Origin of the sequence: Massilioclostridium coli, from assembly GCF_900095865.1 — a bacterium.
GTDB classification, from domain to species: domain Bacteria; phylum Bacillota; class Clostridia; order Oscillospirales; family Ruminococcaceae; genus Massilioclostridium; species Massilioclostridium facile.
This window is the reverse complement of the sequence record NZ_FMIZ01000007.1, coordinates 1,438,854-1,454,599: the sequence shown is the minus strand read 5'-3', so window position 1 is coordinate 1,454,599 and position 15,746 is coordinate 1,438,854. Positions and strand designations below refer to the sequence as shown.

General features: G+C 51.8%; 13 protein-coding genes and 1 pseudogene. 1 reads left to right on the top strand and 13 read right to left on the bottom strand.

All coding sequences use genetic code 11. The features are described 5' to 3' along the window. The first annotated feature begins 13 nt into the window (after positions 1-13). Positions 14-790 carry a hypothetical protein gene (locus BQ2683_RS11700; RefSeq protein ID WP_394337384.1) on the top strand — a complete coding sequence of 259 codons (777 nt, stop codon included), beginning with the start codon at positions 14-16 and terminating at the stop codon, positions 788-790. Between the two features lie 201 nt (positions 791-991). Here BQ2683_RS11700 and BQ2683_RS11695 read toward each other — a convergent pair whose 3' ends face one another. The 13 genes and pseudogenes from BQ2683_RS11695 to BQ2683_RS11635 form a co-directional block, all read right to left on the bottom strand. Beyond that, positions 992-1,201 (bottom strand): transposon-transfer assisting family protein, encoded by a 210-nt coding sequence (locus tag BQ2683_RS11695; RefSeq protein WP_002584960.1) that lies wholly within the window; start codon positions 1,199-1,201, stop codon positions 992-994. Positions 1,202-1,205: 4 nt separating this feature from the next. Further along, complete coding sequence (locus BQ2683_RS11690; protein ID WP_002584961.1) at positions 1,206-4,553, bottom strand: YodL domain-containing protein; 3,348 nt, start codon at positions 4,551-4,553, stop codon at positions 1,206-1,208. 125 nt (positions 4,554-4,678) lie between these two features. Further along, positions 4,679-5,005, bottom strand: a complete 327-nt coding sequence (locus tag BQ2683_RS11685; RefSeq protein ID WP_004452811.1) for a cysteine-rich VLP domain-containing protein — start codon at positions 5,003-5,005, stop codon at positions 4,679-4,681. Positions 5,006-5,043: 38 nt separating this feature from the next. After that, positions 5,044-7,119 carry a type IA DNA topoisomerase gene (locus BQ2683_RS11680; RefSeq protein ID WP_002584963.1) on the bottom strand — a complete coding sequence of 692 codons (2,076 nt, stop codon included), beginning with the start codon at positions 7,117-7,119 and terminating at the stop codon, positions 5,044-5,046. Further along, positions 7,116-7,865, bottom strand: coding sequence for a DUF4366 domain-containing protein (locus tag BQ2683_RS11675; RefSeq protein ID WP_002584964.1), 750 nt, complete (start codon positions 7,863-7,865; stop codon positions 7,116-7,118). The genes BQ2683_RS11680 and BQ2683_RS11675 overlap by 4 nt, the downstream gene beginning before the upstream one ends. Further along, positions 7,855-8,121: a DUF4315 family protein gene (locus BQ2683_RS11670; RefSeq protein WP_002584965.1), complete on the bottom strand. Its 267-nt coding sequence runs from the start codon at positions 8,119-8,121 to the stop codon at positions 7,855-7,857. Before BQ2683_RS11670 ends, BQ2683_RS11675 begins: the two co-directional genes overlap by 11 nt. A 6-nt stretch (positions 8,122-8,127) precedes the next feature. Then, the gene (locus tag BQ2683_RS11665) at positions 8,128-8,850 is read right to left on the bottom strand and encodes a phosphoadenosine phosphosulfate reductase domain-containing protein (protein ID WP_002604475.1); all 723 of its coding nucleotides are present in this window, start codon (positions 8,848-8,850) and stop codon (positions 8,128-8,130) included. A 13-nt stretch (positions 8,851-8,863) separates the two neighbouring features. Next, a complete protein-coding gene (locus BQ2683_RS11660) occupies positions 8,864-10,792 on the bottom strand; it encodes a C40 family peptidase (RefSeq protein ID WP_425516017.1) in 1,929 nt (642 codons plus the stop codon). Between the two features lie 38 nt (positions 10,793-10,830). Further along, complete coding sequence (locus tag BQ2683_RS11655) at positions 10,831-11,787, bottom strand: DNA-methyltransferase (protein ID WP_002604477.1); 957 nt, start codon at positions 11,785-11,787, stop codon at positions 10,831-10,833. Continuing rightward, entirely contained in the window at positions 11,784-14,180 is a 2,397-nt protein-coding gene (locus BQ2683_RS11650; protein ID WP_002604478.1) for a VirB4-like conjugal transfer ATPase, CD1110 family, read from the bottom strand. Before BQ2683_RS11650 ends, BQ2683_RS11655 begins: the two co-directional genes overlap by 4 nt. Continuing rightward, positions 14,140-14,532 (bottom strand): PrgI family protein, encoded by a 393-nt coding sequence (locus BQ2683_RS11645; RefSeq protein ID WP_002604479.1) that lies wholly within the window; start codon positions 14,530-14,532, stop codon positions 14,140-14,142. Before BQ2683_RS11645 ends, BQ2683_RS11650 begins: the two co-directional genes overlap by 41 nt. Before the next feature lies 1 nt (position 14,533). Then, positions 14,534-15,082, bottom strand: coding sequence for an MT-A70 family methyltransferase (locus BQ2683_RS11640; protein ID WP_002604480.1), 549 nt, complete (start codon positions 15,080-15,082; stop codon positions 14,534-14,536). 10 nt (positions 15,083-15,092) lie between these two features. Next, positions 15,093-15,740, bottom strand: a pseudogene (locus BQ2683_RS11635) (VirB6/TrbL-like conjugal transfer protein, CD1112 family); the annotation flags it as partial. Between the last annotated feature and the right edge of the window lie 6 nt (positions 15,741-15,746).

Here is a 15,746-nt window from a genome sequence, read left to right as displayed (position 1 = left end):
TCTCATTCCCCAAGTGAAAGATTTTGACGAACTGCTGCGCCGCTTGCAGGAAATGGGGTATGAAATCAAACAGGGCAAATACATTTCCTTTCGCGCTGCCGGACAGGAACGGTTTACCCGCACAAAGACGCTCGGCGCGGCCTATACGGAAGAAGCGATAAAGGAGCGTATCAAGGGCGTGTATGTTGCCAAAACAAAAACGCTGCGGGAAGATAAGAAAATCCGGCTTGTCGTCGATCTTGAAAACAGTATCAAAGCCCAACAGTCGGCGGGCTATGAACGGTGGGCAAAAATCCATAATCTGAAACAGGCTGCTAAAAGCATGAACTTCCTAACCGAAAACAAGATTGAGTATTATAGCGAACTTGAAAGCAAGATAGCCGATATTATGACCGCTCATGACGCGGCGGCAAAGGCGGTTAAGGAAGTGGAACAGCGTATGTCTGATTTGTCGCTGCTTATCAAGCACACCACCACATACCGACAGTTAAAACCGATTTACGATGAATACCGAAAATCGCCGGACAAGGAAAAGTATCTGCGGGGGCATGAAAGCGAAATTATCCTGTTTGAAGCTGCGGCAAGGGCATTAAAGGAAATGCAGATAAAGAAGCTGCCCGATCTCGCCGCGCTGCGCAAGGAGTATAGAAGCTTAAACGACAGGAAAACCAAATTGTATGAAGATTATCGGCAAGCCAAGAAGCAAATGCAGGAATACGGCGTTGTCAAAAAGAACGTCGATAGTATTCTTTACCCGTCCCAAAGCAGGGCGCGGGAGCAGGAGCGATAAGGCGCAAAACATGGGGTGGCAAGTGGAATGTTAAGGGCTGAAAACGCCTGTGTTTCTGCGGCTTCCAGCGCATGAAAACGACATAGACGATAAAGTATATTCAAACCCGCAAAAACGGCTTTCTAATTGTCCACGCAAGGACAAAAAAAGAACAGGGGCGCGGTGCCGGAAATCGGCAACCGCGCCCCTGTTCTCTATGGGCTATTCCTCGTCGGTCAAGATAAACTCCCTTTCGGAAAACTCGCTGTCCGTCATGGCTTGCAGCTTGTTCACCGCTGCGGCGGCAAGCTGGCGCATATCCTCGTCCATGTAGGGCATGGCGGCAAGGATATTTTCAAGCGTTGTTTCCCGGCTGTCCTCGGCGTAGATCGCAACAATGTTTTCTTCCTCAATGGTAAAGCGGGTATTCATGCTATCAAACCTCCAAATCCTTTTTATGCTCTTTCTGTTTATCTTTCGGCTGCTGCGCCGCCTGTTTCTTGTATTCGTCCAGCTTCTTCAAAATGGACGGTTTTTTCTGCGGCTGTTCCCGTTTCTCGGCTTTTACCGCTTTTGCAAGGTCGGTAACGGAAATCGCTTCCCCCGCCTTTGCCCGCTGCTCAAAATCTGCAACGGTGGGCGTTTGCGGCGTATTGTTGATAAGCCCGTCAAAATTGTTGTCGTTCTGCTCTATGGTGTCCTCGACGTGCTTTAAGGGATTATCCCGCTGCGGCTGCTCGGCGGCTATGGCATAAGCCTGTGTGCCATTCCCCATAATGAGATACTTCCCGTCCTCCGACGCATGGTGAAAACCAAATCCCGCCGCTTCGATCTGTTCACGGCTCATATCGGTAATATGAAAATTGCCCCTCGGCGTTCTAACGGTTTCACCCGTCAAAAGGCTGTCGGGGGTCGCTTCCGGCTGCTGCTTTTCAAGCTGCCCGTCCTTGTAGGAATATCCTTGCGCCGCGATTGCTTCAAGGGTCTTGCCCGTAACGTCGCCATAAATCCGCTTGTCTGCGTCAACCAGCATTTGCAAAGTGTCTTGTACGGTGTCGGACAAGGCTTGCTGCTGTTCGGGCGGCAGCTTGTCAAATACGGGGGTCTGCTGCTCCTGCAAAAACTCCGGCACTTGCTGAAAACCGATACTGTCTACATAGTGGGCGGTGTCCTCGTCGTTCTGATGAAGCACAACAATGTCGGAAACGGAAAGGCTATGCCCCTTAAAGTCGGCGGGGTGGTCGATATTAAACCTTTCCCAAATGTCGCCCAGCGTCATATCCTTTGTAAGCGGTGCAGTATAGACGAGTTCATAATTTACCCGGTCAATGGTAAGTCCAGCCGCTTGCAGACGGTCATAAGGCTCAAAGCGCAAGTCCCTTGTTTCGTCCCCGCGCTTTAACTGATAAATGGAAAAGGTATCGCCCTGCTCCTGCTCGGCTTGCCGCTGCTGCTGCAACTCGGTAAAATGCCCCTCAATCTCGGTAATGAGTTCCTTTGCGGTGGTCTGTATTGTTTCAAGGGACGCTTTTAACTCGGTCATTTCCTTGCCGCTGCTCCAACCAGCCACATAGCCGAAAGAGTAATCGGAAGTATCAAGGCCGAAATGCTGGCAAACCGTATAAGCGACGCTTTCCGCTTCTACCTCGCAGGTATGGCGGTCAACGCGGTTTTGCTGCTCCGGCGGGGCGTTTAAGTCTACGTCGTGCAGCTTCGCATGCGCGATTTCGTGAATGGCGGTCTTTACCGCCTGTAATTCACTCACGCCCTCTTTGATTGCAATACGCTTGTCGGTCAAACTGAAATACCCATTTGCGCCGTTTGTGATCTGCTCAAATGCAATCGGGACGGGGGACGCTTTTTCAAGGGCGGCGAAAAAATCCTCGTACTGCTCCACATCGGCAAGCAGCGGTTTAACGGAAAGGTCGGGAAACTCCTTGCCCTCGGTCTGCGAAATATCAAAGACGGTTATAACCTTAAAGGCGGGGACGGTGATTTCCTTTTCTTCCTTTACCACTTTTCCCTCGCGGTCAAGCATGGGCTTTCTCGTTTCGGGGTCGATTTTATCAACCAGCTTTTTCACCTTGTAGGGCGCGGGGGCAAAGATTTTAATGCCTTTCTCGCCTTTCTTTACATGGCGGTCAAACTCCTTTTCCCATTGACGGAAGCCCATTACCAAATTGCCGCCCTGCATAGCAATTAGGATAGTGTTATTCAAACTATAATCATGGAACTTTGACATAGCGGTTAGAAACTCTTTGTAGCGGTCGCTGTCAAAAATCGCCTGTACGCCCTGTTCCAAACGCGCGGTGATCTCCTTTACCTTTTCGGCGGGCTTTTCGGAAGTAAGGATAATGGGGACGACGGGGCGGGGCTGCTGCGGCTCTGCGGCCTGTGCGTCTGCTTGCTGCGTTTCGGCTGCGTCCATATAGGCTTTGTCCTGTTCGCCGCGCTCCGGCTGCGGGTAACTCATAATGCGGTATTCTTCCGGCACTTCGCGCCCCTCAAACTGCCGTTCCCACTCGTCGCCGCTTTCCACGATATAGCCGTACTCGGTAAACGCGCCTTTTTCCTGCGCGGCAGCGTTCCTGCCAAAAGTAGAAAGGTCAATGCCGCCTTTCCATTCTTCGGGCATTTGTACCATGCCGGATTGATTTAAGTAATAGTCGCCCAAATCGTGGTAGTTATGTACTTCGGGGATATGGACGTAAAAATCCACGTTGTAGGTGAAGTCAATTACCTGTCCAATATTTGCAAGCCCGTTTTTCTGCTGCAAAGCTGCGTTCAGCTTGCCAACCTCGGCGGGGTCAAGCTGTTCGAGCCGCGCCGCAAGAAAATTGAGTTCGTCCACGTCGGCGGCGCATACCATTTCATAAGGCAAGGCAATATGTTTCTCCGGGTCGTCGGAATAGCCGCGAATGGAAAAATCCTGCGGGTTGTCGGCGGTAATGCCGACGTTCCGCATAGCTTCGTGCAACTGCTCCTTTGTGGCGGGCATATCCAACCAATAGCCGCCGGGGTCGCCCGCGTCAAAGCGGCTGCGGTTGCCTATCATAATAGAAAACTGTTCGCTCATGTGTTCACGCTCCTTTTCCTGCCCGGTATTTTCGGGGATAGCTGCCGCCTGTTGCTGCTGCGGGGGTTCTTCGCCCTCTATGGTGTAGTCCGGCATGAGCATACCGTTTACTTTGAAATAGTCGGCGTACTCCTGCGGGATAGGCGGGGAGATTTCCGTAAACAAGCGGTCATACGCTTTGATACGCCCATTCAGATACTTTTCCATAGCTGCCTTGTCGGTGAAAACCTTTCTATCTTGTCCGGCAATCTTCGCTTGGGTTCTGCTTGGGCTGTTGGTGCGCACGCTCCATGTAAGCGTCCATGAATACGGGATAGATTTCTGCGCTTCTTTGTCGTAGCGGGTATTCTCGTAAATGTAGTAATTCATCTGATATACCCGGTTGCTGCGAATATGGCGGTTATGCTCGGTGGTCTGCCACTCGTTAGCGGTGTGCTGGACGTGCGGCGTTCTCACATATTCAAGTGTTTTATCCAGCAAAAGCGTTCTTCCCGCCTGTTCTTCCCATGCGGCGGCGCGTTCTTTAAGGTCGTCAAAAATCGCCTGTTCTGCCGCCGCGCTTTCGCTGCGCATGGAAAGTAGCTGCGCAATCGGCAAGGAAGCATAAGGGGCAATCTCCCTGTCCTTTGCTTCAAAATATATCCGGCGTTCTATCCGCATGGTTTCGGCGGCTTCTAATTTGTCATGGTCGTATGAGGAATACGGCATATTCTTTCATCACGTCCTTTCTCGGTCATATAAGGGTTTGGGACTATCCCAACAAGCAAAATGCCCGCGCTCTCTATGGGAAGCGCGGGCATTTCTCGCAAACGGGTACTCGTTTGCTGTGCTTGCTATGTAGTTGTTTTTATCCGTAAACGCCTGTTTCTCTCGCTTTGGGCTTTCTGTCTGCGGCGTATCTTTGCCGCGCAATCGGGGCAGTATTTCGCCCGGTTGCTGCCCGCCGCAAACGTGCTGCCGCATACCGCGCAACGCTTCAAATCGGTTTCCCCGCTGCGGGTGATCTGTTCGCAAAGCTGCCTGTCGGCGGGTAATACCGCTTCGCGGAAATAGCGGCATAGCAGCGAATAGCTGATACTCTGCACACAAACGCAAGTTTCCCCGTCGTCCAGCAGCAGACAATTCCCGCAATCGTTGTTTGCACAAGCGGCGCGGGTCATTTTCTTTACGGCGCGGTATTGCTTTTCATCAAGCCTTATCATTTTCGGTTCTGCTCGACGCGGAAGTTTACATACTTGCCGCCTGTGTCGGCAAGCAGCACAACTCCGTCAAAGGTCTTTCCCGTCTTGGTCGAGTACATACCTTTGATTTTTACCTTTCCGTCTTTCAAAAGGGCGGCGGCAATCGCCTTTGTGAAAGCCTTTTTGCGCTGCTCAAAAAAGCGGTCATTCTTCCACATCACAAAGCTGCAAGCCCTGTCGGAGCAGTAAAAGTTTTTCTTGCCCTCGTAAACCGCCGCGCCGCAACGGGGGCAAGTGCCGATTGCTTCCCGCTGCGGGGTAAACAGCTTCGCTTTATCCTCGGAAATCGCGGAATAGGTCTTGACAAGCCCCGCTGTCATTTCCTCAATCCCGCGCATGAAGTCGGCGGGGCTGTCGCTGCCCTTTGCAATCCCGGTAAGGCGCGTTTCCCATTCTGCCGTAAGCTGCGGGGACGTAAGGCTGTCGGGCAGAATAGCGACAAGGTTATACCCGTCCTTTGTGGGGATTAGCTTTTTGCCCTTGCGCTCGGCAAAGCCCGCGCTAATGAGTTTTTCAATGATACCCGCCCGCGTCGCGGTGGTGCCTAACCCTTTGCGCTCCGCGTCCTCCGGCGTGTCCTCCTTTCCCGCACTCTCCATAGCCGAAAGTAACGTATCTTCGGTAAATGCCTTTGGGGGCTGCGTGTAACGTTCGGAGATCTCCGCTGCCGGATTGTCAAAGGTCTGCCCCTCGGCAAGCGGGGGTAAAACCGCTTCCGGCTCTGCGTCCTCGTCCTGTTCCCCGGACGCGGCGCGGGATAGTCTTTCAATCTCGCGCCAACCCTCGCAAAGCGTCGTCCTGCCCTTTGCGGTAAAGGTATAGCCGCCGCAAGTGAAAACCGCCGTAACCGCTTCATACTCATAGGGCGCGGCAACGGCGCAAAGCAGTTTTGCGCACACAAGGGTCATTAGCTTTTTCTCACTTTCGGCAAGGGAAGAAAAGCCCGTTTTCACAAACTCCGCTGTCGGCAAAATGGCGTGATGGTCGGTTACTTTGCTGTTGTCGCAAATCCTCGCAAGGTCGGCTTGCAGCTTCACGCCCTGCATAAAGGGGAGAGCAGCGCAAAGGCCGGTGATAAGTTCCTTTGTGCTGCCCTCCATATCGGAAGTGATATATTTGCTGTCGGTGCGGGGATAGGTCAAAAGCCGTTTTTCATAAAGGGCTTGCGCATAGTCAAGGGTCTGTTTCGCCGTAAACCCATACAAACGGTTTGCTTCCCGCTGCAAGGCGGTGAGGTCAAACAGTTTCGGCGGGGCTGCGGTCTTTTTCTCTTTTTTAAGGGAAGTACAAACGGCCTGCGATTTCTCGCAAGCCGCTTTCATCTGCCGCGCCGCCGCTTCGTCGTCCTGCCTTTCGGAAAGGGCGGCAACGCCGCCAACGTCCAGCCGGACGACATGATATTTCTCTTTCTTAAAGCTGCTGATTGCATAGTCGCGGTTTACCAGCATAGCAAGGGTGGGCGTTTGCACTCTGCCGACATTCAATGTTTTATGGTAGAGGATAGAGAAAAGGCGGGTCGCGTTAATGCCAATGAGCCAATCGGCCTTTGCTCTGCAAAGCGCGGATTGATAGAGGTTGTCATAGCCGCGCCCGTCTTTGAGATTTGAAAAGCCCTCGCGGATTGCACTTGCTTCCATGCTGCTAATCCAAAGGCGGGAAAAGGGCTTTTTGCAATTCGCCTGTTCATAGACAAAGCGGAAAATGAGTTCCCCCTCGCGCCCGCTGTCGCAAGCATTGATAATCTCGGTAACGTCGCTGCGGTGCATAAGGTCTTTGAGAATGGAAAACTGCTGCTCCTTGCCGCTGGCAACAATAAACTGCCACTCCTGCGGGACAATGGGAAGATCGTCGTACTTCCATTTACGGAATTGTTCATTGTAGGTCGCCGCGTCTGCAAGGCTAATCAAATGCCCGATACACCACGACACAAGGTAGCCGCCGCCCTCAAAATATCCGCTGCGCTTTTCATTCGCGCCCATAACGGCGGCAATCGCCGCCCCGACGCTCGGTTTTTCTGCAATTACAAGTTTCATAGATTATCGTCCTCCTGCTCGGTCTGTTCGGTTTCGACTACTTCCGTTTCCTCGTCGTCCTCGTCAAAATCAAGGTCGTCAAGGCTGCTGCTGCCTTTCGCCGCGTCCTTTTTGGGCTTCAAAATCTTAAAGTAGTAGAACGCGCCGCCGCCCGCTGCGGCAACAAGCAGCACGACAAGCAGAATACCCATGCCGCCGCCTTTTTCTTCTTCCGGCGGCTGCTCGGTTTCTTCCGGCTCCGGCTCGGCTTCCACACCCGCGCACTCGCTCATGTTGACGCTGCAAACCGGGCAAGCGGTGTTGACGCTTCCGGCAACGCATTTATCGGTGCAGCTACAAACGGGGGCTTCGGTCTGCCCGTCCTCCATAAGGGCGGTTAAATCCGCTTCGTCCACTTGGTTAAGGAAATGGACGGTATTTTCCCCGTCCTCGGCGCGGTCAATGATGATGTAAAAATAGTTGCCACTTTTGGTAACGACGGTGATAAACTGCTTGTCGCCGGACGCTTCACCCGTTATATCGTCCACAAGGGACATATTCCCGTCCGGGGTAAGGGGCTGCGGCTCATAGCCGCCCGTCGTTTCTTCCGGCTCGGTTTCCGGCGCGGGGGTTTCCTCGGTTACGGGGGTAGGCGTGTCGTCGCTTTCATCGCCACCGCCCGCATAAGCGGTAACAGAAAAGCCGCACATGATAACCAGTGCGGCAAGCAATACGGTAAACTTTCGGATTATCTTTTTATTCTTCATTGTCGTTGTCCTCCTGTTCGGCGGGGTAAGTGGCTTCCGGCTGCGGCAAGGTGATTTCGCCGCTGGCGTAAGCGGAGAGGAACGCGGCAAGCTGCGTCCCGTCAAGGTGTACCGCCTTTACCATTTGCACGATCTGCGCGTTTTCTTCCTCGACTTTCTGCGCTTCAAGGTCTTTCAGCTTCTTTTGCTGTTCAAGGATTTTTGCCCTCGTTTTCTCAATATCCCTTTCGATACGGTCAAGTTTCGTGTTCGCCATAGTCATTTACTCCTTTCCAAACTGTTCTTTCCATGAATAGCTGCGCCCCAATCCCTTAACGGTTTTAAGATAGGGCATAGCGTTTTCTTCCAAAGTCGCCGCCCGGTTAAATAGATCGGGATAGTGTTCTTTGAGATATAAAATCTCTTGTTTCTTCATGCTCGGACAAAAGAAACAGGACGATTTACCCGGCTGCGGCAATCCTGCCGCTTTGATTTCCCGGATACAATCGTCCCTGTTCCAGCCCCATTCTTCAATGAGGGGGTAGCGGTTATGATATTTTTTGTCGGCTTCGTTGTACTTGCGGGAATGTTCATACCGTTTCACTTCTCCCGCGTCATAGCCGATATAGCGGTTGACTTTCTCGCCGCGCTGCCATACTTCGCGGCAAGGCGCATAGTGGTTGCAAAACTTTTCCTGCGGTGCGATTTTGTGTTTCTGCGAACAACGCTTATGCCCGTAGGCAATCGACGGGAGCGTATGAGAGCGCAAGCACTCGGTTTCAAGAGATAGGCGGTTGCCGTAGCGGTCAACATACTGCACAACGGTAATCTGCGGCATACCGTGTTCCGCAAGCCATTGATTGATTATCTCGATAAATTGATAGGTATGCGGGTGTTCCGCGCCCGTATCGGCAAAGGTGATAAGGTCAATCGGGATTTTGTGCTTGTATAGGCCAATAAGTAAGGCGGCACTATTCGTGCCGCCGCCAAAAGATACAATATTCATTTTTCAACTCCTTTTAATTGTAATTTAACCGCCCGTAGGCGTAAAAGTGGGATTGCCAATAGCTGGTGTCCAGCTTTGAATACTGGATAGGGTCGCCACAATGCAGCATGACGGGGCTTCCGTCCCCGTCCTCGCCCACATAAATCCCCACATGGGAAACGCCGGGGGTGTCGTATGTACCCGTAAAGAACACCAAATCCCCCGGCTGCGGGTTAGAAACAGGGGTTGAGATGTTGTAAAGCCCTTGCGCCCCAAGTCTGCCCGTATTGTATAGGCCGCTGTTCGTCAACACATAACTCACAAAGCCGCTGCAATCAAAAGAGGTTTCCGGGGTGCTGCCGCCCCACACATAGGGAAAACCGACGTATTTATCTGCTTCCTCCATGAGCCGCGCAAACTTTTCATCGGAACCCAGCAGCGCGGCGGGTACTTCATAATCGGCGGGCGGGTTTTCATAGTATTTAGACACATAGCCGGATTGCGGGAAAAGGTCGGGTCTGTTTCCCAGCGACGACATATACATAGCGTACATGGATAGCTGTTCTTCGCCCATGATGTAAACGGGGACATGGGAGAGGTTGAAGTTTTCCAAATCCACATGAAGAATGTAATAGTTATAGGGGACTTCAACCGTATAGGGGTTGCCCTCGCTGTCCGTCCTTGTTTCGGTGCGGTAGCGTACCTGTACTTCTTCCTCGACCGTCAAGATATACTGTTTCTCAAAGAGCATTTCAAGGGTGCTTTGCACTTCATCGAGTGTAAACACGCCCTCATGCCACGCGGAAAGGATAGAAATTAGCACATAGGGGTCATGCTCGATCTCGTCCGCGTTTACCCGGTATTCGTCATAGCCGGGGTATTCGCTTTCGATATTGTCCAGCATATCTTGTAACTCGGCTTCCATAGCGGCATACGCGCTTTCCGCGCCCGTTATATCCGCGTCCTCGGAGAGATAGGACGACGCAATCAAGCCGCTGCCGCTGTTGCCGCCAAAGAGGGAGCAAGAGGACAGCCCGCCGAAAAGCAGCAGCACGATAAAGGCAATCCCGCCCACAATCAAGCAGCCTTTCCAATGCCGGACAACAAAGAACGTCGCCCGTTTGGTTTCCTGCGCGGTTTTCTTCGCCGCCTTTGCGGTGGCTTCAGCGGTTTTTTTCGCTTTGCCGCCCGCTTTCAGCGTTTTTGCATACTGCTTTTTAATGCGCTGCTTCTGCCAAAAACGGGAAATGGGGTTGGAGTGCGCAAGCGCGGGGTTATCGTGCAACGCCTTTTGATAGAGAAAATCTGCGTTTGCCTTTACCGCTTGTTTTTCCGCTGCCGCCGCTGCCCGGTAGGGTTTCAGCTTATGGCGGCGTATGCCGCCCTTAACTGCCCGCGCCGCCATGCCGCCCGCTTTCTCTCCGGCAAGTTCTACCCGGTGCCCGCTTTCCACACCGACGTTTTCTTTCTCTACCTCGTAGATTTTCCCATGTACGGTACTGTTTAACTCCTGTGCCGGACGGGATAAGGGGTTATGCCGCAACTTGCCGTTTGGGGGCTTATCCGTCTTTTCAAAGGAAAGGCGCGTCTTTGCCTTGCCTTTCGCTTCGTCAAAAACGCGCTCTTTCTTGATTTTGGTCTGCTTGGGGATAGCCGCCCGCGCTGCGTCTAAACAGTCTGCCGCCTTATCCGATTTCTTGATCGCTTTTTGAAGTTCCGGCGTTGCCCGTTCCGCTTCGGAAAACTGCAAGCGGGAAGAATGGGTTTTAGGCTGCGTCGCGTCAAGGGCTTTTTTCTCCGCGCCTTTTGCTGCGTGTCGCTCAATCTCTGCGCCGATATGCTGCACAACCTTTTCCGCTGCCACCCCTGCGGGGGCTGAATAGTTTTCTTCCTGCGGCCTTTCGCTGATACTGGACGTTTCGCCCGTCGTGAGGTTTTCCGCAACCGCACCGTCGCGGGTCATTTTTTGCGTTACCTTGTCGGGGGCTTTCAGTTCCTTGCTCAATCTTCATCACCTCCAATCCGCTGTTTTGCAAGTTCGCAATAGTCGGGGTTTAACTCAATGCCGATATAGCGGCGGTTAAGCCGTTTTGCTACCATGCCCGTCGTGCCGCTGCCGAAAAAGGGGTCAAGGACAATCCCGCCGATGGGACAGCCCGCCAAAATGCACGTTTCCGCAAGTTTCGGCGGGAACGCTGCGAAATGCCCGCCATGATAGCCGACATTGTTAATCTGCCAAACGTTGCGGCGGCTGCGGACGGGAGAAATCAACTCGTCGGCGTATGCGCCCTTTTCGCGGGGGCGGTTGATTTTCTGCGGTTGGTTTTGCCCCGGAACAGTAACGTTATACTTATTTCCTTTGCTAACTCCGCTTTTCAGCCGCCCCGCCGTTGTGGGGGCTATCGGCTCGGCTACTGCTTGCCAATCGTAATAATACTTCTTTGACTTGGTAAGCAGAAACACATATTCATAGCAGCGGGTCGGCCTGTCCCGCGTGCTTTCCGGCATGGGGTTTGTTTTGTGCCAAATGATAGAACTGCGCAAATACCAACCGTCGCCCCGCAAGGCGAGGGCTACAAGCCACGGAATACCAATTAAATCTTTGGGCTTGCAGCCGGGGGCGCGGTGGTTAAACGCCACTTGCTGCCCGTTCCTGCCTTTGGGGTATTTGGGGTCTTGGTGGTCGGCTTTGCTGCCTGTGCCGCAATAAGTGTCCGCGATATTCAGCCAACAAGTACCCTCCGGCGTAAGCACCCGCTTTACCTCATGGAATACCGCCGTAATACGGGAAACATATTCCTCCGGCGTTGCTTCCCGTCCGATCTGCCCGTCTGCGCCGTAGTCCCGCAAGGCATAGTAGGGTGGGGACGTTACGCAACAATCAACTGCATTTTCCGGCAAGGTTTGAAGCACCTGCAAGCTGTCGCCGCAATAGATTTTGTCCATTTCTATCCTCATGCCGACACCTCGCCGGGTTTGGTCGTCATTACACGATAGAGTTCCGTATCTTGCGGGAAACGGTCAATAAAGGGCAAAATCACGTTGCCATAGAAGATAAGCCCCTCGCCCGCGTCGGAATGGGTTACATAGGTCATTTGCTGCTGCGAAATGTTAAGCTGCTTTGCAAGGATTTCCCTGTCGCCCTGGGCTTGGTTGAGCATATACACAAAATCGCTGTTTTCAAAAATGTTCTCCACCTCGCGGGACGATAACAAATCTTTCACGTTTTGGGTGATACCTGTCGGAATACCGCCCCATTTTCTAAAACGCTTCCAAATCTCAACGCTGTACGCTGCGGTCTGTTCCTCTTTGAGCAGCAAATGAAACTCGTCGATATAGTACCGCGTCGCCTTGCCTTCGCTGCGGTTTATGGTAACTCTGTTCCAAACTTGATCTTGGACAATGAGCATACCGAGTTTTCGTAGCTGGGTGCCGAGTTCTTTAATATCAAAGCAGACAAGGCGGTTGTGAATGTCAACGTTTGTTTGGTGGTTAAACACGTTCAAACTGCCATTTACATAGAGTTCCAATGCCGACGCGATACGCTGCGCTTCCTTTTCCGGCTGCTTCTTGATTTCATTGTAGAGGTCGCCCAAAATCGGCATATTCTCCGGCTTCGGGTCTGCAAGGTAGCTGCGGTACACGCTGATAACGGCGCGGTCAATCAAAGTCTTTTCAACCGCTTCCAGCCCGTTTTTGCCGCCCATAATCAACTCGCAAAAGGAAAGGATAAAATCGCTCTTTAAGGCTATGGGCGTGTCGCCCTCGCTGTAATTGAGGTTTATATCCATCGGGTTAATGTACTGCGTGCTGTTCTGCGAAACCTTGATAACCTGCCCTTTCAGCCGTTCCACAAGGGGGTAATATTCCGCTTCCGGGTCGCAAATGATAATATCGTCTGCGGTAATGAGAAAAGCGTTGGTGATCTCGCGCTTTGCCGAAAAACTCTTGCCGCTGCCGGGTGTGCCGAGTATCAAGCCGTTAGGGTTCTTCAGCCTTTTCCTGTCGCACAAAATCATGTTATTCGATAATGCGTTTAAGCCGTAATACAACGCTTCGCCGCTTTGGAACAGCTCTTGTACCGTAAAGGGGACGAAAATGGCGGTGCTGGAAGTCGTCAAGCCCCGCTGGATTTGGATTAGGTTTTCGCCCAATGGGATAGAGGACATAAGCCCCTGTTCCTGCCGGTAGTCAAGGCGGGTGAGCATACAGTTGTATTTCTGTGCGATACTTGCGGCCTGAAATACGTCGTTGTCCAATTTCTGCTTTGTGTCTGCCACATTCAAAACTAACAGCGTAAGCAAAAACATTCGCTCGTTCCGGCTCTGCAAATCCCGCAAAAGGTTTTTCGCTTCGCCGCCGTAGGTGGCAAGGTCGGACGGAATTATATCCATATCGTAGCCGCTGCGGATTGCCTTTTTCTGTTCCTCGATTTTCATACGGTCAAGGTCGGTGATTTTCCGCTTGATCGTCTTGATCGCTTCGTTGTGGTCGATACTCTGAATGTGCAGATTGACGACAATCCCGTTTTCCGCTTCCATGAAGTCGGCAAGCATACGGTCTGAAAGTTCCGGCGCGGCAATCTGCAAAAAGGAAACCGCGCCAAACTTCCCGCCCATTTGAAACATTCGCCCGTCGCCAAAACGGAAAGAGGACGGGGCAATAAAGTCTTTGACGGAAAGGCCGCTTACGGGTAGCCATTCCCACGCAAAGTTGAAGCGTTCCCCGTCCGGGTGGAAAAGCCCATGCAGCACTTCAAGCCGCTGCTTCCCGTCCAATACCCGCGCCGCCGCGCCGATCACCTTAAAATGGTTGAGGGTGTCCGTTTCGATACGGGCAAGCCGCGCCCGCGCCGATTTAATATCTTTTGCTTCAATGGTAAAGGTGAGAAACTTTGTCTTGATAAGCCCGTTGTTGCCGCGTTCAAGCTGTGTTTGCAGCATTTCGGTGTATTCGGCTCTGATACTGTCAAAGTCGTCATTCTGTGGGGCAATCGTGATACTGCTCTTGAAATCCTCCTTGTTCGCATGGCGGCTGATTAAGGAAAGCTGCACACTGATAGAAGCGTCAAAAGAGTTATACATATCGCAAAGGGCTTCAAAAATGGCGGTCTTGTCGTCCGGCTGCGCAAGCTGATAGTTAATATCTTCAAACTCAATGCACTTGGAATACCGCCCGTTTGCAAGGCGGCAAATCCCGTCCTTATACATTCGTTCAAACGGTATGCTGTCCTGCGCCGTATGGGGCTTCCCGTCGCCCTTTGACTGCCGGATAAGCGCGTCGATCTGTTTCTTTTCCTGCCGCGTAAGTTTACGCTTTTTGTTTTGGGTCTTTCCCTTTTCCTTTGACAATCGCCCGTACCTCCTTATCTAATCGCTCCTGCCGCGCAAGGGCGGTATAAAAATTGTTGGTCTGATAAGGTCGCTCTTTGGGGCGAAGAAACTTCACTTCCACAAATTGCCGTATAATCACTTCCAGCGGTTGCCCGTTCTTCTCGTACATAGCGAGTAGGAACATGGGCAGCATGGCAAGCACCATGCACAAAGCCGCCGTTGTCGTTCCCGCGCTGTCCTTTGTCAAAAAGAATAGCGGTAGCCCGATAGCCACCGCCGCGCCGAAACAGAGTAATTGTCTTTTGGTAAGGTTGAACATTACCTTGCTCTTGATTTTGGTTAAATCCTTTGGGACGGTTACATACGCCATTTCAAACCTCCTTTCCGGCAAACCGTATGTCGCTTTTGATTTCATTTCCCCATACGTCCCAACCAGGGGTATGCTGCCTTGCAAACAGTTCAATACGCGGTAGGTCGCCCATAAGGGCAAGTATCTTTTCCCGCGTTATATCCGGCTTTTTGCTGTGCTGCTCAACAGGGGAAATAATAAATTGATGTACCTTGTTTGATTGTCGCTTCGGGTGTCCTTTGGTAGCAAGCAAGCAGATTTCCGCATTTCCTCGCGTCCAAAAGCCCAAGCCATAAAACCAAGTGGGCGATTTCCGATTTTGCTTTAACCATACAAAGGCAACGGATTTATAGGTAAATCCCCAAGCCTTGATTAACTGCAACGCTTCTTTAAGCTGCGGGAACGTCGCCCATAGGAATAAAATACAGTCCTTATCCGCAATTTCTTTGACGGGTAAAGCGCAAAGTTCCTCAATACTCATAGTGGGATAGTGCTTTTCCGCTGCGCCCTGTACCTTGCTTCTCGCGTATCTCCAAGGGGGATCGGCGTAAATGATTTTGTATTTCTTCATCTGCACCCCCTTAATGCGCGCTGAATACGGATTTTGCAAGGCTTCCCGTTTTGAAAAGCGTAAAACACAAGAGGACGGTATAGCCCATGCAAGACCAGATCGCGCCGGATATGTCATCGGTTGCTGCGATTGTCTGTATCAAAACCGCATAAATACCGACGCACACAAGAATTAGAAAAGCCTGAAAACCGAGGGCAAGCAAGGATTTTAAGTAGTTCTGTCCCATGCCGCCCCATTCACGATTTACCATTGTCGCAACGGGGATAGGGGCGATACTCGTTACAAGGTATATTTCAATCATGCGCCCGTACACCACCAGCATGATACAGATAGACAACGCTTTCATGGTAAGCCCCACAAAGAGTGATTGAAACCATAGCCCCAAAAGCCCGCCGACGCTCATAGCGTCCAGCTTTGCTTCTATATCGGTGATAACGGTTGCAATATCTATGCTTGTGTCGGATATGATAACGCCCGCGCTGTCGTTGACGACGCTCTGTGTAATGTCAAATACGCCCATGACGATGTTCCAAGTATTTGTTACCAGCAGCACCGCAACAAAGGTTTTGAAAATCCACTTGAAGAAAATCCAAGTGTCGAGATCGTGCAGATTGTTTTTCTCAATTACAAGCTGGATTAGTTCGTAGCACATGGCGAAGTAATT